This is a genomic window from bacterium (assembly GCA_021158245.1).
Classification (GTDB): Bacteria; Zhuqueibacterota; QNDG01; order QNDG01; family QNDG01; genus QNDG01.
This window is the reverse complement of the sequence record JAGGVB010000209.1, coordinates 1-20805: the sequence shown is the minus strand read 5'-3', so window position 1 is coordinate 20805 and position 20805 is coordinate 1. Positions and strand designations below refer to the sequence as shown.

The window sequence follows — 20805 nt, the reverse complement described above, 5'->3', positions numbered from 1 at the left end:
TTGCGCTAACGGCACAAGCTGGTTGTTTGCTACATTGGGTGCTCCGCAAACGACTGTGTGAACTGTTTCGCCTGTATCAACCTTACAAACTTTAAGACGATCAGCATTAGGATGGTCATCCACTTCAATAACCTTGCCGACCACAACACCGGAGAAATCTACAGATTTGTGGATTACCTCTTCAACCTCCAGGCCGATCATTGTTAATTTATGTGCAAGCTCATCAGGAGAATAATTGATGGAGATATAATCATTGAGCCAGTTTAAACTTATATTCATTGAAATTATTCCTTAAAATTGTCGCAGGAAGCGTACATCATTTTCGTAGAAAAGCCTGATATCACTCACACCGTATAGCAGCATTGCTATGCGCTCAACTCCCATGCCGAAAGCAAAACCCGTATATCTTTCAGGATCATAATTAACATACTTAAAAACTTCAGGATTAACCATTCCTGCACCGGATATTTCAACCCATCCTGTATTTTTACATACAGGACAGCCCTTGCCGCCGCATATCAGGCATGTAAAATCATATTCCGCACCAGGTTCAACAAAGGGGAAATAGCTTGGCCTGAAACGTATTTTCATATTTGAGCCAAACATCTGTTTTGCAAAATTTAAAATAATACCTTTAAGGTCTGCAAATGTAATATTTTCGTCCACGCACAAACCTTCAACCTGATGAAAAACGGGAGAATGAGATGCATCAGGAGTGTCGCGCCTGTAGCATTTTCCGGGAGAAATAATTCTTACCGGAGGCTGTTGTTTTTCCATTGTCCGTATCTGGACAGGCGAAGTATGTGTCCGAAGAACAGAAGAATCATCAACAAAAAGTGTGTCCTGCATATCTCGCGCAGGATGGCCTTCCGGGATATTTAACGCCTCAAAATTATAATATTCCGATTCAACTTCAGGCCCCTGCACAACAGAAAAACCCATTTTTTGGAAAATATCTTTAATATTTCGCAATACAATATTAATCGGATGAATACTTCCGATTCTCACAGGGTCGCCGGGAAGAGTTGCATCAAAAAAAGATTTTTCTTCTGTTTCCGAACTTCCTGAAAATCGATGGCCTTCAATAAATTGATTGACATGAGCCTTTAATTTATTGATATTTTGGCCGGCTTTGCCTCGCTCTTCAGCACTAAGCTTGCCAATCTCTTTAAAGAGTGAAGATATCGCTCCCTTTCTTCCCGCATATTTAACTCGAAAAGTTTCAAGGTCAGACAAATTTTTTATCTGACCTTTTGCACTTTCTATTTCATTTTTAAGCTGATCAATTTTATGTAGAAAATTATTCCCTGTCATATAAAAAATCCCGGTCCATTATTTTACTGCTGAGACAATTTTAGAAAAGGCAGCAGGATCTGTTACTGCCAGATCTGCCAATATTTTACGGTCTAACTTAACATTGTTTTTATTGAGAAGATGTATAAATGATGAATAATTTATACCATAAGGCCTGACCGCAGCATTAATCCTCGTTATCCAGAGTTTTCTAAAATCGCCTTTTCTTTTTTTCCTATCTCTGTATGCGTAAATCAACGAACGCTCAACAGCTTCTTTTGCTGTTTTTAATAATCTGCTTTTGCCGCCTCTGTATCCTTTTGCAGCTTTAAGTATTTTTTTTCTTCTTTTTCTTGAAGCAACTGCATTTTTTGCTCTGGGCATCTATAAAATCCTTTCAACTCTTAATATCAATTATTTATTGTGCAAGCATTCTTTTTACACGCCTCTCTTCAGATGGAGCTACAAGTGTAGATTTGCGTAAATTTCTCTTTCTTGTGTTGCTTTTTTTAGTAAGGATATGACTTGCATACGCCTTACTTCTTTTAATTTTTTTATTTCCTGTAAGTTTAAAGCGTTTAGCCGCACCCCTGTTTGTTCTGATTTTAGGCATTTAAAGCTCCTGTAAATTATTTTTTAACAAAATTTGCAACAAGACATCGCCCTTCATGATGAGGATCTTTTTCCATTTTTGCAATATCCTCAAGATCCTGCTGAACTCTCTTTATTATATTTTTCCCAAGTTCAGGATAGGCAAGCTGTCTGCCTCTAAAAAGTATTCTTATTCTTAAATGATGGCCGGCATTAATAAATTTTCTTGCCTGCTTCATTTTAAATTCTATATCATGCTCTTCTATATTCGGCCTAAGCCTTATCTCTTTAACCTGTATTACATGCTGCTTTTTTTTACTTTGCTTCTCTTTCTTGCTCTGTTGATAACGGAATTTTCCATAATCCATTATTCTACAGACAGGCGGGTCTGCATTAGCAGCAATTTCAACAAGGTCGAGATTGTGTTTTTGAGCCTCTTGTAAAGCCTGTTCAAGGCTTATAATTCCTATCTGGTCCCCTTCCGGGCCTATAACTCTCATTTTCGGACTGTGGATATCATCATTGATCCGAACATTGTCTCCGGGTTTGGGTTTTTTAATTGTTTTCCCTCCTTTGTATTTTATTGAGAATGTCCGATACAAAATTTTGAATATCAATTGAACCGATGTCACCTTTTTTATGCATTCTAACAGAAATATTGCCCTCTTCCTCTTCTTTATCTCCTACAATGCACATATACGGTATTTTCTTTAGTTCTGCATCACGTATCTTGTATCCGACTTTTTCGCTTCGTAAATCAACATTTGTCCGTATTTGATTATTAGTTAACTCTTCTTCAATCTTTTTCGCATATATATGATGTTTCTCACTGACCGGTATGACAGCTACCTGTACCGGAGATAGCCATACGGGAAAAGCGCCTCCGTAATGCTCAATAAGTATTCCGATAAAACGCTCAACAGAACCGAGAATTGCACGGTGTATCATAACAGGCTGATGAGGCTGACCGTCAGAACCAGTATATTCAAGTTTAAATCTTTCAGGCATTGAGAAGTCAACCTGAATCGTACCGCACTGCCAGAGCCGTGAAATAGAATCCTTAATATGGAAATCTATTTTGGGGCCGTAAAAAGCACCGTCACCAGGGTTTAATTTGTAATCAATTCCCTTCTTTTTAAGCGCTTCCTTTAATGAACTTTCCGCTTTTTCCCAAATCTCATTAGATCCTATTGATTTTTCAGGCCTTGTTGACAGTTCTATGAAAAACTCAGTAAATCCGAATGCAGTATAAACCTCATAAATCAAATCAATTAACTTGATGATTTCATCTTCAATTTGATCCTGTGTACAGAAAACATGAGCATCATCCTGAGTAAATTGCCTTACACGAAAAAGCCCGTGAAGTACACCGGATTTTTCATGCCTGTGCACTAATCCCATTTCAGACATTTTCAGAGGCAGGTCTCTGTACGAATGGGCATTACTCTTGTAAACAAGCAGGCATCCCGGGCAATTCATAGGCTTAACAGCATATTGCTGCTCATCAATCGTAGTAAAATACATATTATTTTTATAATTGTCCCAATGGCCGCTTCTATGCCATAACTCTTCATTTAAAATAACAGGAGTTTTTATTTCAAGATAACCATGATTTGCAAGAGTTTCTCTCATGAAATCCTGTATTTCATTGTAAATAACCATACCATTTGGATGCCAGAAAGGGAACCCCGGGCCTTCAGGATGAAAACTGAAAAGGTTCAGCTCTTTCCCTAATTTACGGTGGTCTCTTTTTTTAGCTTCTTCAATAATTTTAAGATGATTATCAAGCTGTTCTCTTGTCGGAAAAGCAACACCGTAAATTCTCTGCATAACAGGGTTTGTTTCATTCCCTCTCCAATAAGCCCCTGCAACACTGAGAAGTTTTATATGTTTGACAGTGCGTGTAGAATATACATGAGGGCCCCTGCAAAGATCAACAAATTCACCGTTTTCAAATATGGATATTGTCTGCCCGTCCAGGTCTTTTATTAACTCTACTTTAAGTGGTTCGTTTCTTTTTTCGAACAGTTCAATTGCTTCCTGTTTTGAGACGACTTTTTTAACAAAAAATTGATTTTCTTTTATAATTTTTTTAATTTTTTTCTCTATTGCGGGAAAATCTTCAACACTGATTGATTTCTCCATGAGGAAATCATAATAAAAACCATTAGACACAGCAGGCCCTATACCAAGAACTGCGTCTTTGTATAATGCTTTTACGGCTTGAGCCAGAACATGAGAAGCACTGTGCCAAAAAACCTGCATTCCGTCTGGATCCATGCAGGTCAATACGGTAATCGTAGCATCATTTTCTACTTTTTCGTAGAGCCCTGCAAGCTTACCGTTAATACGGGCTGCCACTACTTGCGAAGCTGTTTCAGGTAAAACAGATTTAATTACTGTGCGAAGTGTTGTCCCTTTATCAAAAGCTTTTTTAATGCCATTCTCAAATGTTACAGTAATCTGTTCCAAAAATAGTACTTTTCCTCTTTTTCTCCTTGTATTGTATTCAATACAGTGGGCGATACTGGACTTGAACCAGTGACTTCTTGCATGTCAAGCAAGCACTCTAACCACCTGAGCTAATCGCCCCAATGATTGCAAATAATGTAATGGTAATTCGTATAAAAGTCAAGGAAAATTTAGGAGATACGTGCTGTAAAAACTATCCGTTTTCAGCCAATTCTTTAAGTCTGTCTACAATGTAACCGGTCTCTCCATGTCCGTCATTCTGATTTTCCGAAAGATCAGATACCATTTCCATTGCGAGAGTTACAGAATCAAGAATCCTCTGTGACATTTGCTTCTCGCTTCTTTTTATCTGGACTAATATCGTTTTTATTGAATCCAATAATTCACAAATCTCGTCAAATCCGAAAAGTTCTGCGTTTGAATATATTAATTTACATGATTGAATGGCATCCATTAGCGATTTTCTATTTTCAGGATTTTTTCTGAGAAAATGGATTGCACGTTCAAATCTCTTCATGTCTCTTTCAGAATCATTCTGAAAAATCTGATAAAATATTTTGGATGTCTGAGAGACGTTTTTTACAGATGTTTCCTGTAACTCAGAAACAGAAGAAGTATACTCTCCTGGGCCTGCAATTGATTCCTTTATATCAAATATTGACTCATCTGTATCATCGTCATTATCCAATAATGAATTAGTGCTGAAAATAGCATCTGATTCAACATCTTTTTTAATATTTACATTTTCTCCGTTGATTCTTTCTATTGTCTCTACATCATCCGGAAGGCCCGTAGCTACTATAGTTACCTTGATTTTTTGCGATTGGTTTTTATCTATTGAAGCTCCCCATATAATCCTGGCACTCGGATCCAATTCCTTTGTTATTTTTTTAATTATATCTCTTGACTCTCTCAATGTCATGTCCGCACCGCCTGAAATATGTATCATGGCATTTTGTGCATTCTTAATATTCCATTCCATCAATGGATGAGATAGAGCCCTTTTTACAGCTTCTTCAGCCCTGTTTTCCGACCTGCTTTCACCAATTCCAATAACAGAAACAGGCCCGTCGCGCATGATCATTGAAAGATCCGCAAAATCAAGGTTTATTAACCCCTTTTGAGTAATGATAGTTGCAAGGCTTTCAATTGTGCTAATTAGTATATCATCTCCTGTCTTAAATGCATCTAAAATAGGTAAATCAGGATATATTTCAAGAAGCTTATCATTTTTCAAAACAATGATACAATCAACATTCTTTTTAAGTTTTTCAAGACCAATTTGTGCGTTTTCCCATCTTATTATACCTTCTTCGGAAAAAGGCATTGTTACAATAGCAAGGGTCAGTATTCCTTTTTCTCTCGCAAGCCTGCTAATTACAGGCAAAGAACCTGTTCCGGTCCCACCACCAAGTCCGCATGTTAGAAAAAGAAGATCAGCATCATTTATGCGTAAAAGAATTTCTTCCTTTGATTCTTCAGCAGAGCGTTCGCCGATTTGAGGGTCTCCTCCTGCACCAAGCCCTGCAGTTACATTCTTTCCAATAAGTATCTTAGAATCTGCAGGAATTCCGCTTAAATTTTGCGCATCTGTATTAATTGCAATTGTCTCAAACTCACGTTTTTTATCTTTCATAAGATTTACAATTGCATTATTACCGGCGCCGCCGCTTCCAATTACTTTAATTACAGTTTCATATGGTTTAATAAAATTATCAATCTTTTTCTGCTTATTTGCAGTTGCCACCATCTTTCCTTTCGGCTTTTATTGTAACATTATCTATAATGCACGAAAAACCAATTTTCTGAGTTCGTTAATTTCAAAAGGTTTTTCAATATATCCTATATTTGAAAAATTTTCAAATCTCTCTTTTATATCAGATGATCCGTACGCTGTCATAACAACTACATTTATTCCGGGATAGCTTTTTATCGCTTCATCAATAAGCTGAAAGCCGTTAATCTCAGGCATTCTTAGATCCGTCAGAAGTAAATCTATTTTATTCTCTGCCAACATTTTTAAAGCTGCTTTGCCTGAATTTGCACAGAGTATTTCCATTTTTTTCTTGCCGTTATTCAGACGCCTTGAAATAGTCCATGTAAGATCTTCTTCATCATCAACAATAAGAATACGTTTTTTTGCCATAGGTTAAGTTTGCCCTTATAAATAATTTATGATACACTCTTTTTAAGGCAAATACCATACCATTAAAATGTCAATCTAATCAATGTTGAAAAATTCAGCGTCCTATGCAGTAACTTTAATATAATTAGTGTGTTAAGAACGTAAAGGCTATAAATTAGATTTACAGCTTTTTGTAAATAGGTGAAAAATATTAATCTATTTTTGATGGAATGGCCGAAAATAGCACACTATTCAGGCTGGTAATTCTTCAATTTTTCCCTTAAGGTCGAACGTGATATTTTCAGTACTCTTGCTGCTTTGGATTTGTTCCCGTTTACAAGGTCAAGAACGTGAAGAATATGATTTTTTTCAGCTTCTTCGAGTGATACAAGGCCTAAACCTGTACCGGTAGGTATGATTTCTCCGCTGTTTTCCCTTAATTCAAGAGGAAGGTGTTTTGGCAGCAATATATCCTCTTTACACAAAATGACACTTCTCTCTATAACATTTTTCAGCTCTCTGACATTTCCAGGCCAGGAATAGTTGATAAGTAATTTATCGGATTCAGGAGAAAAGCCTTTAATTGATTTGTTAAACTCTTTATTGTACCGCTGGAGAAAAAGTTTTTTCAGAATATCAATATCGTCTTTTCTTTCTTTTAAAGGAGGAATTGTAATCTCCATAACTTTTAACCTGTAATACAGGTCATCTCTGAACTCTCCGTTCTTTACCAATTCTGCAAGATTTCGATTTGTAGCGGCAATAACTCTTACGTCAATATTTATATCATTAACACCGCCTATTCTCCTGAAACTCTGCGTTTCAAGTACTCTGAGTATTTTCGGCTGAAGATTTAGCTGCATACTGGAAAGTTCATCAAGAAAGATGGTACCTCCGTTTGCCAGTTCGAAAAGGCCTTTTTTCATGACTTTAGCATCTGTAAAAGCCCCCTTTTCGTGCCCAAACAGTTCACTCTCAATTAAATTATCGGGAATAGCACTGCAATTGATCTTTATAAAAGGGCCGTCTTTTCGGGAACTCGAATAGTGTATTGCATTTGCAACGAGTTCTTTGCCTGTCCCGCTTTCACCAAGAATTAATACCGATGTTTTCGGAGTTCCTGAAATAATAGATATTAACTCCCTCACCTCGTCAAGCTGGCGGCTTTCTCCGAATATTTCATTATATGGATGCTCAATCTCATGCTGACGCTTGAATCTTGCAACATCAAGTTTTAATTTGTGCGTTTCAATGGCCTTTGTTACAACAAGTCTCATCTCGTCAAGTTCGAAAGGTTTCATTAAATAATCATAGGCACCTTTTTTCATTGCATCTATTGCCGGTTTTGCATCTGTTAATGCTGTCATCATTATAACAAGAATATCAGGGTTAATATCTTTAATCTTCTCAAGAACTTTAATCCCGTTCATTTTCGGAAGGTTGATATCAAGCAGTACAAGGTCTATAAGCTCTTTCTGAATTACAACAAGACCCTCTTCCCCGCTGGAAACTCTCTTTACTTTATAACCAAATTTTTTAAGTACATTATTAATAGTAAAGCTCAAATCTTCATTGTCTTCGATAATTAATATTCTAATATTGTCCATTATATATCTCCTGCTGGTAAGGTAATATAAAATATCGTACCTTTGCCTTGTTTGCTTTCAACTTTAATATCACCATCATGTTCATTGATTATACGATAAACAATTGACAGACCCAGCCCCAATCCATTGGGCTTGGATGTATAAAACGGGTCAAATATCGTCTCAATTTTTTCTTGTGGGATACCTTCCCCCGTATCTTGTATGCTGACAAGTACAAGCGGCCTGTTATTTTTAACATTTGCGATATTTACGCCTTTTATTTCCAATCTCCCGCCTTCGGGCATTGCATCAATAGCATTAAGTATCAGATTAAGGAGGACTTGCTGCATTTGCTGAGAATCAACTAATATTGATTTAAGATCAGATTCATAATGTTCGGTACATTCAACAGTTGATGTGCTGAATTTTTTTGATAAAAGCCTTGTTACTTCCTGTACTATATCAGATAGCTTATGAGGCCTTCTGTCTGGTTTTTTAGGACGCGCATAAGCAAAAAATGTTTTCAGAAGATCGTCCAGCCTGTTTACCTGCCGAACAATCCGTACAAGATATTCTTCTCTCGGATCATCATTTTCAAACTCTTCCTGGCATGCCTGAGCCATTGTTTTAATTCCGGCAAGAGGATTCTTTATTTCATGGGCAATCCCTGAAGCAAGTACCCCGAGAGAAACAAGCCTGTCCATTCTGATTACTTCTGACTGCATCTGTTTAAGCATAGAAATGTCTTTGAAAAATATTATTGTTCCTACTTTATGGCCATTGTTATCAATCCTGTCAGTAGTCGAAAAACCAAGATAAATGTTATTTTCTCCGTCAATTGTTAATTCAACTTCTTTTCTTGCAGACAGAGGGTCATCTGAATGGTTGGATAGTAAGAACAGATCAGCCTGCTTTTGCCCCAAAATATCACTTAAATGTTTACCGGAAACTGTTTTTGCATCCCATCCGAGAATTTTCTCGCCTCCGGAATTTAAAAAAGTTATTTTACCGTCAAGATCAAGCGTCAGCAAACCGGATTCCATACTCTGTATAATACTTTCATTAAAGTTTTTTAATTCAATAAGTTCTCTCTCCATCTCCTTCTGTTCGGTTACATCTCTTGCAATGCCAAGAGATCCGACAATTACCCCTCTTTCAAAAAGAGGAGAAATATTAAATGAAAGAACAACAATATCTTCTTTATTTCCCTGAATCCGTGCTTCGAAAATTCGCGATTTACCCAAGTGCACCATTCGGTAATGCTCAAGTACGGTTCTACTGTCCAGCGGGTGAATGCAGGAGATAAATGGCTTGTGCAGCCATTGATTTTTTTGCCAGCCGGTTAAAGAATTGAATCTATTATTTAAATACGTAAATACACCCTTGTCATCAAGAGTAAATATAAAATCATTTGCATTTTCAAGAAGATCTCTGTATTGATATTCAGAACGTTTTACCTGCTGCTGAAGTTCCTGAGTCATTTCCATTACTTTTGAAGAAAGAAACAGATTTTCAATAACCTCCTTCAGTTCTTTTCGTCCGAATGGTTTTGTAAACCAGCCTGAAATACCAAGATTTACCAGCTCTTCTTTTTCTTTTGTTTTGATTCCTGTGAAAATGACAAAAGGTACAGACCGGAATGTTCTGTATCTTAAATCTGTAATTAATAACCTGAATGCTTCTCCTGCAGTCAGATCATCTGTATAAAATTCGGAAATAATAAGATCCGGCTTAATTTCTTTTATATTTTCCAGTGCAACAAGTGCAGATGAAAATTTAATTATACTGAGAGAATCAGCATCAAATAAAGATGTAATAAGCTGATGAGTTTCAGTATGAGGATCAATCAAAACTATTGTATGATTTTTACTATTTCTATCCATAATTATTTTTCTTCAGCAGGTATTCTAAAATTAAATACCGAGCCAACGCCAAGTTTACTTTTGACTGTTATAGTGCCTCCGTGTTTATTTACTATTTCCTGACAAAGAGCAAGGCCGAGCCCTGTACCCTCCTGCGCATTATCCGTCTCCATGTCAGAAACTCTGTAAAATTTGTCAAAAATACGGCCTATGGATTCATTTGGAATACCGAACCCGTTATCAATTACACTTAAAGATATATTTTGACTATCTGACTTGACTTCAATGCCAATTTTTGATTTTTCAGGACTGTATTTAATAGCATTGCTTAATAGATTTACAAGTACCTGCTCTATCATATCCTGATCACCTATTGCGTACGGAAGATTTTTTTCAATATCCACTGCAACGCTGATTTTCTTTTTGGAAAGTTGATTTTTAAAAGTATCAATAGCTTTAACAATAACTGTTTTTACTTTAAATGGTAAAATATTGATTTGAGTCCTGCCTGATTCCAGCCTGGAGATATCAAGGAACCTGTTAATAAGGTCAGTAAGCCGCGTGGCTTCCGACAGAATCACCTTTATATATTCAGCCGCCTGAGGATCCTGGATTTTTGAATCCATGAGCAGTTCACTAAAACCATATATTGAAGAAAGCGGTGATTTTAATTCATGTGCTACCATTGATACAAGTTCATTTTTGACTCTGTCTGCTTCTTTAATGCGTGTTATATCTCTTATTACTGTTACAATATTAACGAGTTTATTTTCATCATCTGTTACTCTTGACGAATGAGCCTGGAAAATACGTTTAGCTGTTTGTGATTCAGGTTCAAATACAAATTCACAAACACCATGAGGCGAGCCTTCTTTTATGTCTTTTAAAAGATTTTTAAGTTTTTTGTCTTTTATTACGTCGTCAATCAAACGATTATTGTCTTTTTTATCATCAAGGCCGAACCAGCTTTCTGCAAGATGATTCACTCTAATTATTCTATCCGCAAGATTTGTAACTATTACACCGTCTGCTATATGTTCGATTATTGCATCGGTTTTGTTTTTTTCGTTAATAATATGGCCAAGATTTATTTTTTTAACACGCTCCATTTCACCAGCCATGTAGTTAAAAATACGGCCGATTTTATCAGCATGAGAATTTGACTGAGGAGGAATAACAGTTGTAAAATCCCCTCTTGCAACAGAAGTAACTTTTTCCGAAATAAAGAGCAATGGCTTGTCAATGAAAATTGACAGAATGGTGCTGAATAAAAAAATTAATGCCAAAACAGAGATTATTCTAAAATAGGATTTTAATTCCTCTGTAAAAGCAACGCCTGAATTTTTATTTCCAGAAATAACAGTCCAGCCAATTTGCGGGAGTAATATTTTCTTGAAATCAGGGCTTGTTAAAATTTTGGAATTGTATTTTTTGCCTGAGGAAAAAATACAATTTTCTGATTTATCTAATATGTATACCTTACATTTTTTCCCGAAAAGTCCGGAAATAAGGTTTTTGAAATAAGGTTCGACCTTTATTTCAGCTACTTTAATTGTTTTGCCTTTTGTATAAATATAACCAATGCTTATCAGAATGATATTTTTATTTTTCCATGTTTCTCCGATATACCATTTAGTACTATTATTCTCTATTCCATAATGTTTTACAAAAATAAATTTAAACAACTTTTGCTTTTCAGATTCAGTAAGGTTTGAGACATCATTTCGTTTCCAGAAATCAGGTTTTACGTATCGAACAGGCCATTGTACATTTGATTGCCAGGCTGTGATGCTTATGATGTTGTCATATCTTAATAAAAATTTTTCCAGATACTTATCAGAAAGCTTGCTTTTTTCTGCGGATTTCCCAAATTCTTCAAGCCTTTTAATATTTTCAAATAGAATGAACTTTTCAAGGCTTTGTATAACAGGAATTGCGGAACTGTCAGCATAAGCACCTTTAATATTTTTTTGTGCATTTAACAATTCCGGCTGGCGATGTAAAAAAAACAGCAGGATTAAAGTAAAAATGCTAAAAAAGACGAGGGTTTTAAAAAAAGTGGCCCTCGTAAACAGTAATTTTTTTTTCTCTTTACTCACTTTTAAAGTCATAGTGATTTCCGGTACTTAATAAAATTGGGGCTTTATTTAGTATAGGAAACCCACTTATTCCTTCCGTTAATTTTTGCTTTGTAAAGAGCTTCATCAGCAAATCTGATAAATTCATTTTCATTATCAGTGTCTTTTGGGAATGTAGCGACTCCCAGGCTTACTGTGAGACATTTTCCAGGCAGCTTGTTTTCTTCCGGGAAAGGGGCATCTTCAATAAGATGCCTGATTTTTTCTGCAACTACACCTGCATCTTTTTTACCTGTTCCCGGCAGTATCAGGGCGAACTCTTCACCGCCGTATCTCGCAAGAAAATCAAGGTCTCTAATGTTTTCGGAAATTAATTTTGCGAATATTTTCAAGACCCTGTCTCCTCTCGGATGTCCGAAAAGATCGTTGTAATTCTTAAAGTTATCAATATCCATAATAATCAAAGAGAGCGGGAGTTTGAATCTTTTTGATCTTGATATCTCCAACATAAGTTGTTTTCTGAATGCTCTGTAATTAAATAAACGGGTTAATCCGTCTGTTATTGCAAGTTTCCTGAGCTTAGCTTTTACTGTTTCCAACTCTTTAATTTTTGCTTCAAGAGTCTCCTGCAGCCGTTTAATCCTCAGAAGAGATTTAATTCTTGTCAAAAGCTCTATCCTGTTTACGGGCTTGCTGATAAAATCGTCAGCACCTGCTTCAGTACCCTTAATCCGTTCCTGATTCCCCCTTAATGCTGTTACAAGAATTATCGGGATAAAATTAGCGTTTTTCCTTTTTTTAAGCTGCCTGCATGTTTCAAAACCATCCATGCCAGGCAGCATCACATCAAGAATAATAACACTGACGTTAACAGATTCCACTTTTTCAATTGCCTCTTCTCCGCTTCTTGCAAGTTCAACAGTATAGCCATCAGCAGAAAGATAAGTCTGAAGTAGGAATCTGTTATTGCTCTCATCCTCAACAACAAGAATAATGTCTTTTATATCATTACTCTCGTTACTGTTTTGTGCCAAATTTACATTTTCGGGATTGTTTATCAATCTCCAAACTCATATTTTATATTAAGATTTCTCGCTGCAAGGCCTTCATCAAGCCTTGAGACAGGTGTTGTTTTAGGAGCACTTGTCACAATTTCGGGATTTTCTTCAGCTTCTTTTGCAATTCGGATCATTGCATCAATAAATGCGTCCAGGCTTTCTTTTGACTCTGTTTCCGTAGGTTCTATCATGAGTGCTTCGTGAACAATCAACGGGAAATAAACTGTAGGCGCATGGATTCCGTAATCAAGCAGTCTTTTTGCAATATCAAGTGTTTTAACGCCCTTCTCTTTCTGCCAGTCACCGGAAAAAACACATTCATGCATTGCAAAACGCTTAAAAGGAAGCTCGTAATATTTATCAAGGCTTTTTAAAATATAATTTGCATTGAGGATTGCATTTTTGCTAACATTTTTTAATCCTCGAGAGCCAAGCATTCTGATATAAATATACGCTTTTACCATTACAAGAAAATTACCGTAGAACCCCTGAACTTTACCAATAGATTTCGGCCGGTTATCATCAAAAGCATACCCTCCACCCTTTTTAACAACAACAGGCGCAGGCAAAAAATCCTTTAAAAAGTCTTTTACTGCAACGGGGCCGCTTCCTGGCCCTCCCCCGCCATGCGGAGTGGAGAATGTTTTATGAAGATTAAAATGCAAAACATCAAAACCAATATCTCCAGGACGTACAACTCCGAATAAAGCATTTAAATTAGCGCCGTCCATGTAGAATAATGCTCCGACATCTTTAAGAAGTTTTGATATTTCACTGACCTGTGATTCAAACAGGCCGAGTGTGTTTGGATTTGTAAGCATAAATGCTGCAACATCTTCATCAAGATGAGATTTCAGGTCTTCAAGATCAACCAGACCTTTATCAGTTGATTTTATTTGAACTATATCATAACCTGAGATTGCCGCAGTTGCCGGATTTGTACCGTGAGATGAATCCGGAAGGATTATCTTTTTTCTCGGATTCCCGTTTGATTCATGATAGGCCCTGATAATTTTTATTCCAGTCAATTCTCCGTGAGCGCCTGCACATGGCTGCATTGTAATAGAATCCATACCGGACAATTCACAGAGATAATCGCCTAATTCTCCCATAATCTGCAAAGCACCTTTTGCAGTATCTTCACGCTGAAACGGATGAAGGTTTGTAAATCCTTCAATTCCGGAAAGTGTTTCATTAATAACAGGATTATACTTCATTGTACATGATCCAAGAGGATAAAATCCTTTTTCAATATGGTGATTAAGGTTTGATAGATGTACAAAATGACGTATTACTTCAAGTTCGCTTAATTCAGGCAGATTGGCTTTCTTTTTACGAATAAGATTTTCAGGAATAAATTCATCTGCATTTCTCTGCGGTACGTCTATTGGCGGAATAGAAAATGATTTTCTACCTTCGGAACTTAATTCAAAAACCAGTGGTTCGGACATTTCTGCCTCCATAAAATGAAGAGTTTACATTAATAATTTAAATATTGAATAAAGCTTTATAATATCATAATTTCTGTCCCATTTGTCAAGTTATTTTTAGAAAGAAATTTAAATCTTGAAATTTTCAAAAGTACTGCCAATTAAAAATTCTAATTCCTGCCATTTCGATTCGGCATCTGGTGCAAAGGAAAAAATGAATTTTAAATTAAAAAATAAAGATGTGCTTCCCCGCTACGGAAGTTTTACTTAGACGGAAAAATCTTATTCAATATTCTCTCTTCACTTTTCACTATAAAATTTCTAAACTGCATTCACCCCTTCGAAATGAAAGGTTGTTCACAGTCCGGAAACTTATAGGAAAAAGGTTGTGTACTTGCAACAAAAAATGTACACAAAGTTAAGTTTAAGCAGTATTTTCCATTTCCATAAATTTAAGAGCAGAATAAACTAAATATTAAAAATATAAAAAAGAAGTGAATCCTCTCCGTAAGCCCAAAGTCTGTTATTTTTAAAATAAATTAATGATATGTTATCTTCAGGGCCTGTTAAACGCTCAATCAATACTCCGTTTTTATTATAATGATGAACTATCATTTTTGAAGGATTATTTAACAAAAGATAAATTCCTCCGGATCCATCAGGTATTACATCCTTCCAATATCTTAAAAGTTGAAACGCATATCCGGGAAGCGAATCATTGGCAGCATAAAAATTCGATTCAAGCTGTGCAAAAACAGGCGACTGAAGTCTTCGCTTGAAAATCAAGTTGCCGTCTTCGTTAAACTTTTTTAAAAACGGTATTGCCTGATGGATTACCATTAAATTATGGTCAGAAGTATAACAAAGCAATATTTTATTTTTTTCAAAAGGAGGTATCTTCTTTTTTTTAGTATAAATTTTTGCAGTAGTAAATTCATAATATTCAATTTTATTACCTTCCAATCGTCCAAACATACTAATTATTTTCGCGTTATAATCATAAACCTGAATCAGGCTGTCCGAACGGAATCCTTCGGAACCGCAAAAAAATCCTCCATCAGCCTTATGGGCGATTGGATTGTAATCAAATTGAGGCTTTGGTATCAGGGTTTTAATTAATTTACCATTAAGCGTTAAATTCTGGAATCTGCCGTTTCCTGAATCCCATATATAAAGTGTATCCTTTATCTGTTCAATATATAAAGGCTGAATAAATTCTAACGGGCCTTTCCCTTTATTACCTGTTTTTTTTATTAACTTCCCTTCTTTATTAAAATAGAATATTTGGCACAAAATATCATCAAGACAAATTATTTCATCTTTTGATGAAATAATAAAATCACTGATGCCCCCGATCATTGATTCTCCCTGGACTTCTACACCACCCCATGTTAAAACCGGTTTAAGCGAAATATCTGAAACTCTAATCTCTTTTTTCTGACAACCAAACAAAAAAAGTAAAACAGAAATGCAGATAATTGTGATCCTGAAAAATAGTTTATAATTCATTTGTACCCCCCTTTTTTTATTAATCATTCAATCGGTAAATGTATAACAATTCTCATCTTAAATAAACCGGAATTTATCTGAAAAAGTGCCTTTCCAAAATAACAGGGACAGTAGACAGCACATCCGCAATGACTTTTAGACTGCAGCATGCAAAGTGCGTCCGGACTTCAGGAGAGGGTACATACCTTTTGAGCTTAAAGGGTACCGCTGTCAAAGATCGAACTCAGAATTATCGTTTATTTTTCTCTTGCTTTTTAGCAAGCAGACCGAGCTCACTTGCGCTTATGGAGCGTATCGGAATCTGCTTCCAGTGTAGCGTCTTGTTCTGTTTCTTTTTGTCGTATCTGTCGCAACCTCTTGTTTATATAAATTATACCAAATGGGAAAAGTATACCGTAAGGAAGCCACATAAACCATTTATAAGGTGATGGAAGAGTAAGTAGAAGAGTTATAAAAATAATTCCAACAACCCAGGAAATCACAGAAACTTTTACCATGAAAGATCGTTCTTTGGGCCCCTTTGTATTTCTTATGCTAAAATAGGTTCCAATCATTCCGCCGGCAACACCAATGATGCCACCTGCAATTCCTCCGATGAGTCCAGTATTCATTTTCATCTCCTTTTGTAAACTCACTGGTTTTTACGGAGCGGCCTGTGCTGAGCGAAGTCGAAGCAAGCAGAGTAAAAAACCTGTGCAGTGGTTTGTTCTATGTTCTCATCTTTCTATCGATTGAATTTATTTCACTCATTGTTTTGTAGTATCCCATTTATAGTCTCTTTTGGAATTCCGCTTTTTTCAGCAATTTTCTTCACGGAAAGACCTTTTTTGTTCATGTTATTAACAAAGGTTTCCAAAGATTCACCGATTTCAACTCCCCTTGTTTGCACCTATTTAGCGGGGAGTTTTTGGGGTGGATATGGGTTAGGCCTAAATTCTGGTACTTAATTCTGAATCAGCATTTTTTTCGTTTGAATTAATTCTAATGTTTCCAATTTGTAAAAATAAAGTCCATTTGACAATCCATTTGAATTAAATAGCACTGAGTGGGGGCCCACTTTAAGTTTTTCATTTATTAAGGTAATAACTATTTCACCCAGGATATTATATATTGTAAGCTTCACAAAAGTATCCCTCGGTATGGAAAAATTAATCTTTGTTGAACCGTTAAAGGGATTTGGATAGTTTTGATGAAGTATGAATGACAAACGTTTGCTTTCATTTTTGACATAAGAATCAGAAATACTCAAAATCCGCCCATTATTAGCATCTACATTAAAACTTAAGTAAGCACCACCAGCACTATAATAAATATACCACGTTGCATACGGACAAGCTGAATCCTGACCCAAACCTTCGGAAATTGCATAATCGGGATAGTTGCTTCTGAAATTAATACCTCCGTTTTTTTCAGCGATATTCATCGCCGAATCACTATCAAGAACGAATGATAGAATTGCTGACATACCAGTCCACCAGTATGTCCCCGGTTCACATATTGTAGAGTCAGTGTTGATTGTTATTTTTAAAGAGTCGTATAAGTAACTCCATGTTAATGCTTTACCGGATAAATCAATTGAATCACAATTAATCTCAAGAAGTGCGGGATTAACTTGAATTGAATTAGCAATAGAGTCGGCTTTTTGATAATAGTGTAAGGCAGTGACCCTATCCTGTGAATATAATTTTAAAAAACACAATAGAGGCACAACAAAGATTATGATTATCTTTTTCAATTGTTTCTCCATTCAGAGGGCTAACGATTCTTATCTTAAATAAATCGGAATTTACCTGAAAAAGTGGTTTTCCTAAACACATGCAACATCCGCACTGCTTTTATTCTCATGAACGGCAAAATCCGTCCGAAGCGCCTCCAGTAAGCACACACTGAATACCATTTTTTTCAAGATGCGTACAAACATAAGCAGCCAACTCACCTAAAAACATTTCTTTAATATGTTTCATAAAGGTTTACCTTTTCTTCTTGGCCTTTTTCGAGAGCGAGTGAGTTTTTCACGTTCTTCAGACGGATAAAAAGATAATACTTTTTCAAGGAGAGACTGTAACTCTTCTAAAAACGGATAGCGGGGATCTAAAGAATATACTCTTGTTTTTCCTAAGGTTTTACTATAAACAATGTTGCCAAGCTCTAATCTTTCTAATTGTTTTTGAATTTGACTAAGATCTGTTTTATAAAAACGAGCTATTTCACGAGCGTATCCTTCATCTCGTGAATAAAGAAACAGCAATACACGCTCTCTGTTGATTGAGCCTAATAATGGTTCCAACATCTTACTGACCTCCGATGTAGGTTATATGACCTATCTTACAGGTCAATATATACGATCAATTTAGTAAAATCAAGGTCACCATATTTTTTATAATATTCCGAAATTGTTCATCACTGACATAGGCTTTCAGGTAATTTTTAATATAGGGTATGTTGCAAAAGCGGTTTTTCTTTATTCACCTCTATACTTTTTAAAATTCTCTGCCTGTTCAAATATCTCTTTAAAAACTTCGTCTTTGGGTACCGGCGGATAGCCATGTTCAGCAAGAATCAGTATCAAATCAACTTTTAATTCCGCTTTTATGTCCGCCCGCTGTGACCAGTCCGTGTATTTTGCCTTATCATCCACAATCTTTTTTACCGCCCTTGACAGTGTTATCAGCTTTTCATGCGGATATTCAAAATCATGCTTTTCTGCTACTGCTTTTAAGATGTCGTAAAAGGCTTTTTCTTCAAAGTTAATGCCCATTTCCTCAAATGAAGTTTTTTCTTTCTGCAAGTCCTTAAACAGGTCTGCGAATTTCCCGGCAATATCATCAAGGACATCATTGGCAAGAGCAAGACTCTCCTTGCGTTCATTGTACAGCTCAACCAATTTTTTGAATTTCCCGGTAAAATCTATTCCCTTGATTTTATTTATTTTTTTAAACTCATCAATCGCTTTTTTCAGGAGCTGCTGAAGCAATTTTATTCTGGTATTAGGCAATTTGATTTTGTCGATTTTTGCCATATATTCATCACTGAAAATATCAATATCTTTGTACGTCTTTTCTTCTCCAAGTTTGAAAACCTCTTCCACACCGTCGCTCAAGAGTGCTTCTTTTATCATTTCCCGTACCTTTTCATTCATCTGTGCGGTATCGGGTGCGTCTCCTTTTGTGAGTTTGTGGATAATGGAAGCGACAGCAAGGTAGAAATGAATATAATCTCTCTCATTTTGAAATAGTTCATCGCTTGAAACGCATATTTTATAGGCGGAACGGAGTTTTTTAGCCATGCCCATGAACCGCTTTTCAAGTTCTTCCGTGAGCTGTACAAATTCTGCAGCTTTATTAAGGCAATCAAGCTGCTCTAAAGGCGTACCAGTGAAATAATCATTACTATTAAACTTATGAAATAATTTGGAGAGTAAATCCAGATTGTCTTTTACAATAATGACAGCCTTTGAAATATCCTCAAAATCATCTTCTTCAACCTGGGAGTATTTCTTTAAAGCAACATTCATATTGCTTTTGATACCGATATAATCAACTACCAGTCCTGCTTCTTTCCCTTCGTAAACACGGTTTACACGGGAAATTGTTTGAATAAGAGAATGCTGCCGTATAGGCTTATCAATGTATATTGTATCAAGAAAAGGCACATCAAAGCCTGTTAGCCACATATCAACAATAATGGCTATTTTAAAATTTGAGTTTGCGTTTTTAAACTGTCGATCAAGTTCTTTCCGATATTCCTTTGTACCAAGTAAGTCCCACATTTCTTTCGGGTCATCTTTACTGCGGGTCATTACCAGTTTAATTTTTTCCATAGGTTTTATTTTTTTACGCTCATTTTCAGAAAGGGGCACGCCGTCCCTGTCTGCAGTGCCGGCACAGTCAGGATCATATTCTTTTATTTTAGTCCACTCCGGCCGTATAGCAACAATCTGTTTATACAAATCATAGGCAATCTGCCTGTTTGAGGAAACAAACATAACCTTGCCAAGCACACTTGCGCCTTCTTCCATCCGTTTTTCATAGTGCTCTACAAAATCTTTGGCAACTGCTTCCAGTCTGTCCGGATTACCGAGAATAACTTCCATATTGGTGACAGCCCTCTTGCTCTCTTCTATCTGATATTCATTGGCCCCTTCTACGGCGCACTGGCTGTAATATTGCTCAATTTCCTGCAGTTTTTTCTCCTCAAGAAGGACTTTGGCGGCTCTGCCTTCATAAACTATCCTGACGGTAATATTGTCCTTTACCGATTCTTTCATTGTATAAGCATCTATCACTTCGCCAAATACATCAAGTGTAGCGTCAATCGGCGTACCGGTAAAACCGACATAAGTCGCATTGGGTAAGGAGTCGTGCAGATATTTCGCAAACCCGAATGTCTTTTTAACACCTTTTGAAGTAACTTTTATTTTCTGGTCAAGATTAACCTGTGAGCGGTGGGCCTCATCCGAAATACAAATAACATTGGCTCTTTCAGTCAGCAGTTTTAAATCCTCTGTAAATTTCTGAATAGTAGTAAGAAAAACACCACCGCTTTTTCTGTTCCGAAGCCGCTTCCTTAAATCTTCCCGGCTTTCAACGCTTATAACAGTATCATCACCTATAAATCTTTTGGCGTTGGTAAACTGCCCGGAAAGTTGGTCGTCCAGGTCAGTGCGGTCAGTGATAAGAACAATTGTGGGGCTGGAAAAATATGTACTTTTCATTAAAAGCCGTGTCAGGTACAGCATTGTAAAGCTTTTCCCGCTTCCGGTAGCGCCAAAGTAGGTGCCGCCTTTACCATTGCCATGCGG

Annotated in this window: 18 protein-coding genes and 1 tRNA gene; all 19 read right to left on the bottom strand. The window is 36.4% G+C overall.

The annotated features are described in order from the left end of the window. On the bottom strand, positions 1–279 hold a 279-nt coding region (locus tag J7K93_12945; GenBank protein MCD6117916.1), incomplete at its 3' end, for a phenylalanine--tRNA ligase subunit beta. A 12-nt stretch (positions 280–291) separates the two neighbouring features. Beyond that, the gene (gene pheS, locus J7K93_12940) at positions 292–1314 is read right to left on the bottom strand and encodes a phenylalanine--tRNA ligase subunit alpha (GenBank protein MCD6117915.1); all 1023 of its coding nucleotides are present in this window, start codon (positions 1312–1314) and stop codon (positions 292–294) included. Between the two features lie 18 nt (positions 1315–1332). Then, positions 1333–1677 (bottom strand): 50S ribosomal protein L20, encoded by a 345-nt coding sequence (gene rplT, locus J7K93_12935; GenBank protein ID MCD6117914.1) that lies wholly within the window; start codon positions 1675–1677, stop codon positions 1333–1335. Positions 1678–1711: 34 nt separating this feature from the next. Continuing rightward, positions 1712–1906: a 50S ribosomal protein L35 gene (rpmI, locus tag J7K93_12930; GenBank protein MCD6117913.1), complete on the bottom strand. Its 195-nt coding sequence runs from the start codon at positions 1904–1906 to the stop codon at positions 1712–1714. Positions 1907–1922: 16 nt separating this feature from the next. Continuing rightward, positions 1923–2384 (bottom strand): translation initiation factor IF-3, encoded by a 462-nt coding sequence (gene infC, locus J7K93_12925; protein ID MCD6117912.1) that lies wholly within the window; start codon positions 2382–2384, stop codon positions 1923–1925. Positions 2385–2439: 55 nt separating this feature from the next. Beyond that, positions 2440–4347: a threonine--tRNA ligase gene (gene thrS, locus J7K93_12920; GenBank protein MCD6117911.1), complete on the bottom strand. Its 1908-nt coding sequence runs from the start codon at positions 4345–4347 to the stop codon at positions 2440–2442. Positions 4348–4402: 55 nt separating this feature from the next. Beyond that, a tRNA-Val gene (locus tag J7K93_12915) sits at positions 4403–4476 on the bottom strand. A 73-nt stretch (positions 4477–4549) separates the two neighbouring features. Beyond that, a complete protein-coding gene (gene ftsZ / locus J7K93_12910; protein MCD6117910.1) occupies positions 4550–6106 on the bottom strand; it encodes a cell division protein FtsZ in 1557 nt (518 codons plus the stop codon). Between the two features lie 30 nt (positions 6107–6136). Further along, positions 6137–6502 (bottom strand): response regulator, encoded by a 366-nt coding sequence (locus tag J7K93_12905; protein ID MCD6117909.1) that lies wholly within the window; start codon positions 6500–6502, stop codon positions 6137–6139. A 227-nt stretch (positions 6503–6729) separates the two neighbouring features. Further along, a complete protein-coding gene (locus tag J7K93_12900; GenBank protein MCD6117908.1) occupies positions 6730–8088 on the bottom strand; it encodes a sigma-54-dependent Fis family transcriptional regulator in 1359 nt (452 codons plus the stop codon). Further along, positions 8088–9950, bottom strand: coding sequence for a PAS domain S-box protein (locus tag J7K93_12895; GenBank protein MCD6117907.1), 1863 nt, complete (start codon positions 9948–9950; stop codon positions 8088–8090). The genes J7K93_12900 and J7K93_12895 overlap by 1 nt, the downstream gene beginning before the upstream one ends. A 2-nt stretch (positions 9951–9952) precedes the next feature. Beyond that, positions 9953–12040, bottom strand: a complete 2088-nt coding sequence (locus J7K93_12890) for a PAS domain S-box protein (GenBank protein ID MCD6117906.1) — start codon at positions 12038–12040, stop codon at positions 9953–9955. 32 nt (positions 12041–12072) lie between these two features. Beyond that, the gene (locus J7K93_12885; protein MCD6117905.1) at positions 12073–13068 is read right to left on the bottom strand and encodes a diguanylate cyclase; all 996 of its coding nucleotides are present in this window, start codon (positions 13066–13068) and stop codon (positions 12073–12075) included. Beyond that, the gene (gene gcvPB / locus J7K93_12880; protein ID MCD6117904.1) at positions 13065–14516 is read right to left on the bottom strand and encodes an aminomethyl-transferring glycine dehydrogenase subunit GcvPB; all 1452 of its coding nucleotides are present in this window, start codon (positions 14514–14516) and stop codon (positions 13065–13067) included. Before gcvPB ends, J7K93_12885 begins: the two co-directional genes overlap by 4 nt. A 447-nt stretch (positions 14517–14963) precedes the next feature. Further along, positions 14964–16004 (bottom strand): hypothetical protein, encoded by a 1041-nt coding sequence (locus J7K93_12875; GenBank protein MCD6117903.1) that lies wholly within the window; start codon positions 16002–16004, stop codon positions 14964–14966. A gap of 272 nt (positions 16005–16276) precedes the next feature. Beyond that, positions 16277–16615: a hypothetical protein gene (locus J7K93_12870; GenBank protein ID MCD6117902.1), complete on the bottom strand. Its 339-nt coding sequence runs from the start codon at positions 16613–16615 to the stop codon at positions 16277–16279. A gap of 332 nt (positions 16616–16947) precedes the next feature. Beyond that, a complete protein-coding gene (locus J7K93_12865) occupies positions 16948–17739 on the bottom strand; it encodes a T9SS type A sorting domain-containing protein (protein ID MCD6117901.1) in 792 nt (263 codons plus the stop codon). Positions 17740–17964: 225 nt separating this feature from the next. Further along, positions 17965–18294: a winged helix-turn-helix transcriptional regulator gene (locus J7K93_12860; protein MCD6117900.1), complete on the bottom strand. Its 330-nt coding sequence runs from the start codon at positions 18292–18294 to the stop codon at positions 17965–17967. Positions 18295–18465: 171 nt separating this feature from the next. Next, positions 18466–20805, bottom strand: a 2340-nt coding sequence (locus J7K93_12855) for an HsdR family type I site-specific deoxyribonuclease (protein MCD6117899.1), incomplete at its 5' end; no start/stop codon positions are given.

Bases quoted from the DNA above. Each gene is read 5' to 3' on its own strand.
- pheS (MCD6117915.1), bottom strand. From the start codon at position 1,314: ATGACAGGGAATAATTTTCTACATAAAATTGATCAGCTTAAAAATGAA.
- rplT (MCD6117914.1), bottom strand. From the start codon at position 1,677: ATGCCCAGAGCAAAAAATGCAGTTGCTTCAAGAAAAAGAAGAAAAAAA.
- rpmI (MCD6117913.1), bottom strand. From the start codon at position 1,906: ATGCCTAAAATCAGAACAAACAGGGGTGCGGCTAAACGCTTTAAACTT.
- infC (MCD6117912.1), bottom strand. From the start codon at position 2,384: ATGAGAGTTATAGGCCCGGAAGGGGACCAGATAGGAATTATAAGCCTT.
- ftsZ (MCD6117910.1), bottom strand. From the start codon at position 6,106: ATGGTGGCAACTGCAAATAAGCAGAAAAAGATTGATAATTTTATTAAA.
- J7K93_12905 (MCD6117909.1), bottom strand. From the start codon at position 6,502: ATGGCAAAAAAACGTATTCTTATTGTTGATGATGAAGAAGATCTTACA.
- J7K93_12900 (MCD6117908.1), bottom strand. From the start codon at position 8,088: ATGGACAATATTAGAATATTAATTATCGAAGACAATGAAGATTTGAGC.
- J7K93_12895 (MCD6117907.1), bottom strand. From the start codon at position 9,950: ATGGATAGAAATAGTAAAAATCATACAATAGTTTTGATTGATCCTCAT.
- J7K93_12890 (MCD6117906.1), bottom strand. From the start codon at position 12,040: ATGACTTTAAAAGTGAGTAAAGAGAAAAAAAAATTACTGTTTACGAGG.
- gcvPB (MCD6117904.1), bottom strand. From the start codon at position 14,516: ATGTCCGAACCACTGGTTTTTGAATTAAGTTCCGAAGGTAGAAAATCA.
- J7K93_12875 (MCD6117903.1), bottom strand. From the start codon at position 16,004: ATGAATTATAAACTATTTTTCAGGATCACAATTATCTGCATTTCTGTT.
- J7K93_12870 (MCD6117902.1), bottom strand. From the start codon at position 16,615: ATGAATACTGGACTCATCGGAGGAATTGCAGGTGGCATCATTGGTGTT.
- J7K93_12860 (MCD6117900.1), bottom strand. From the start codon at position 18,294: ATGTTGGAACCATTATTAGGCTCAATCAACAGAGAGCGTGTATTGCTG.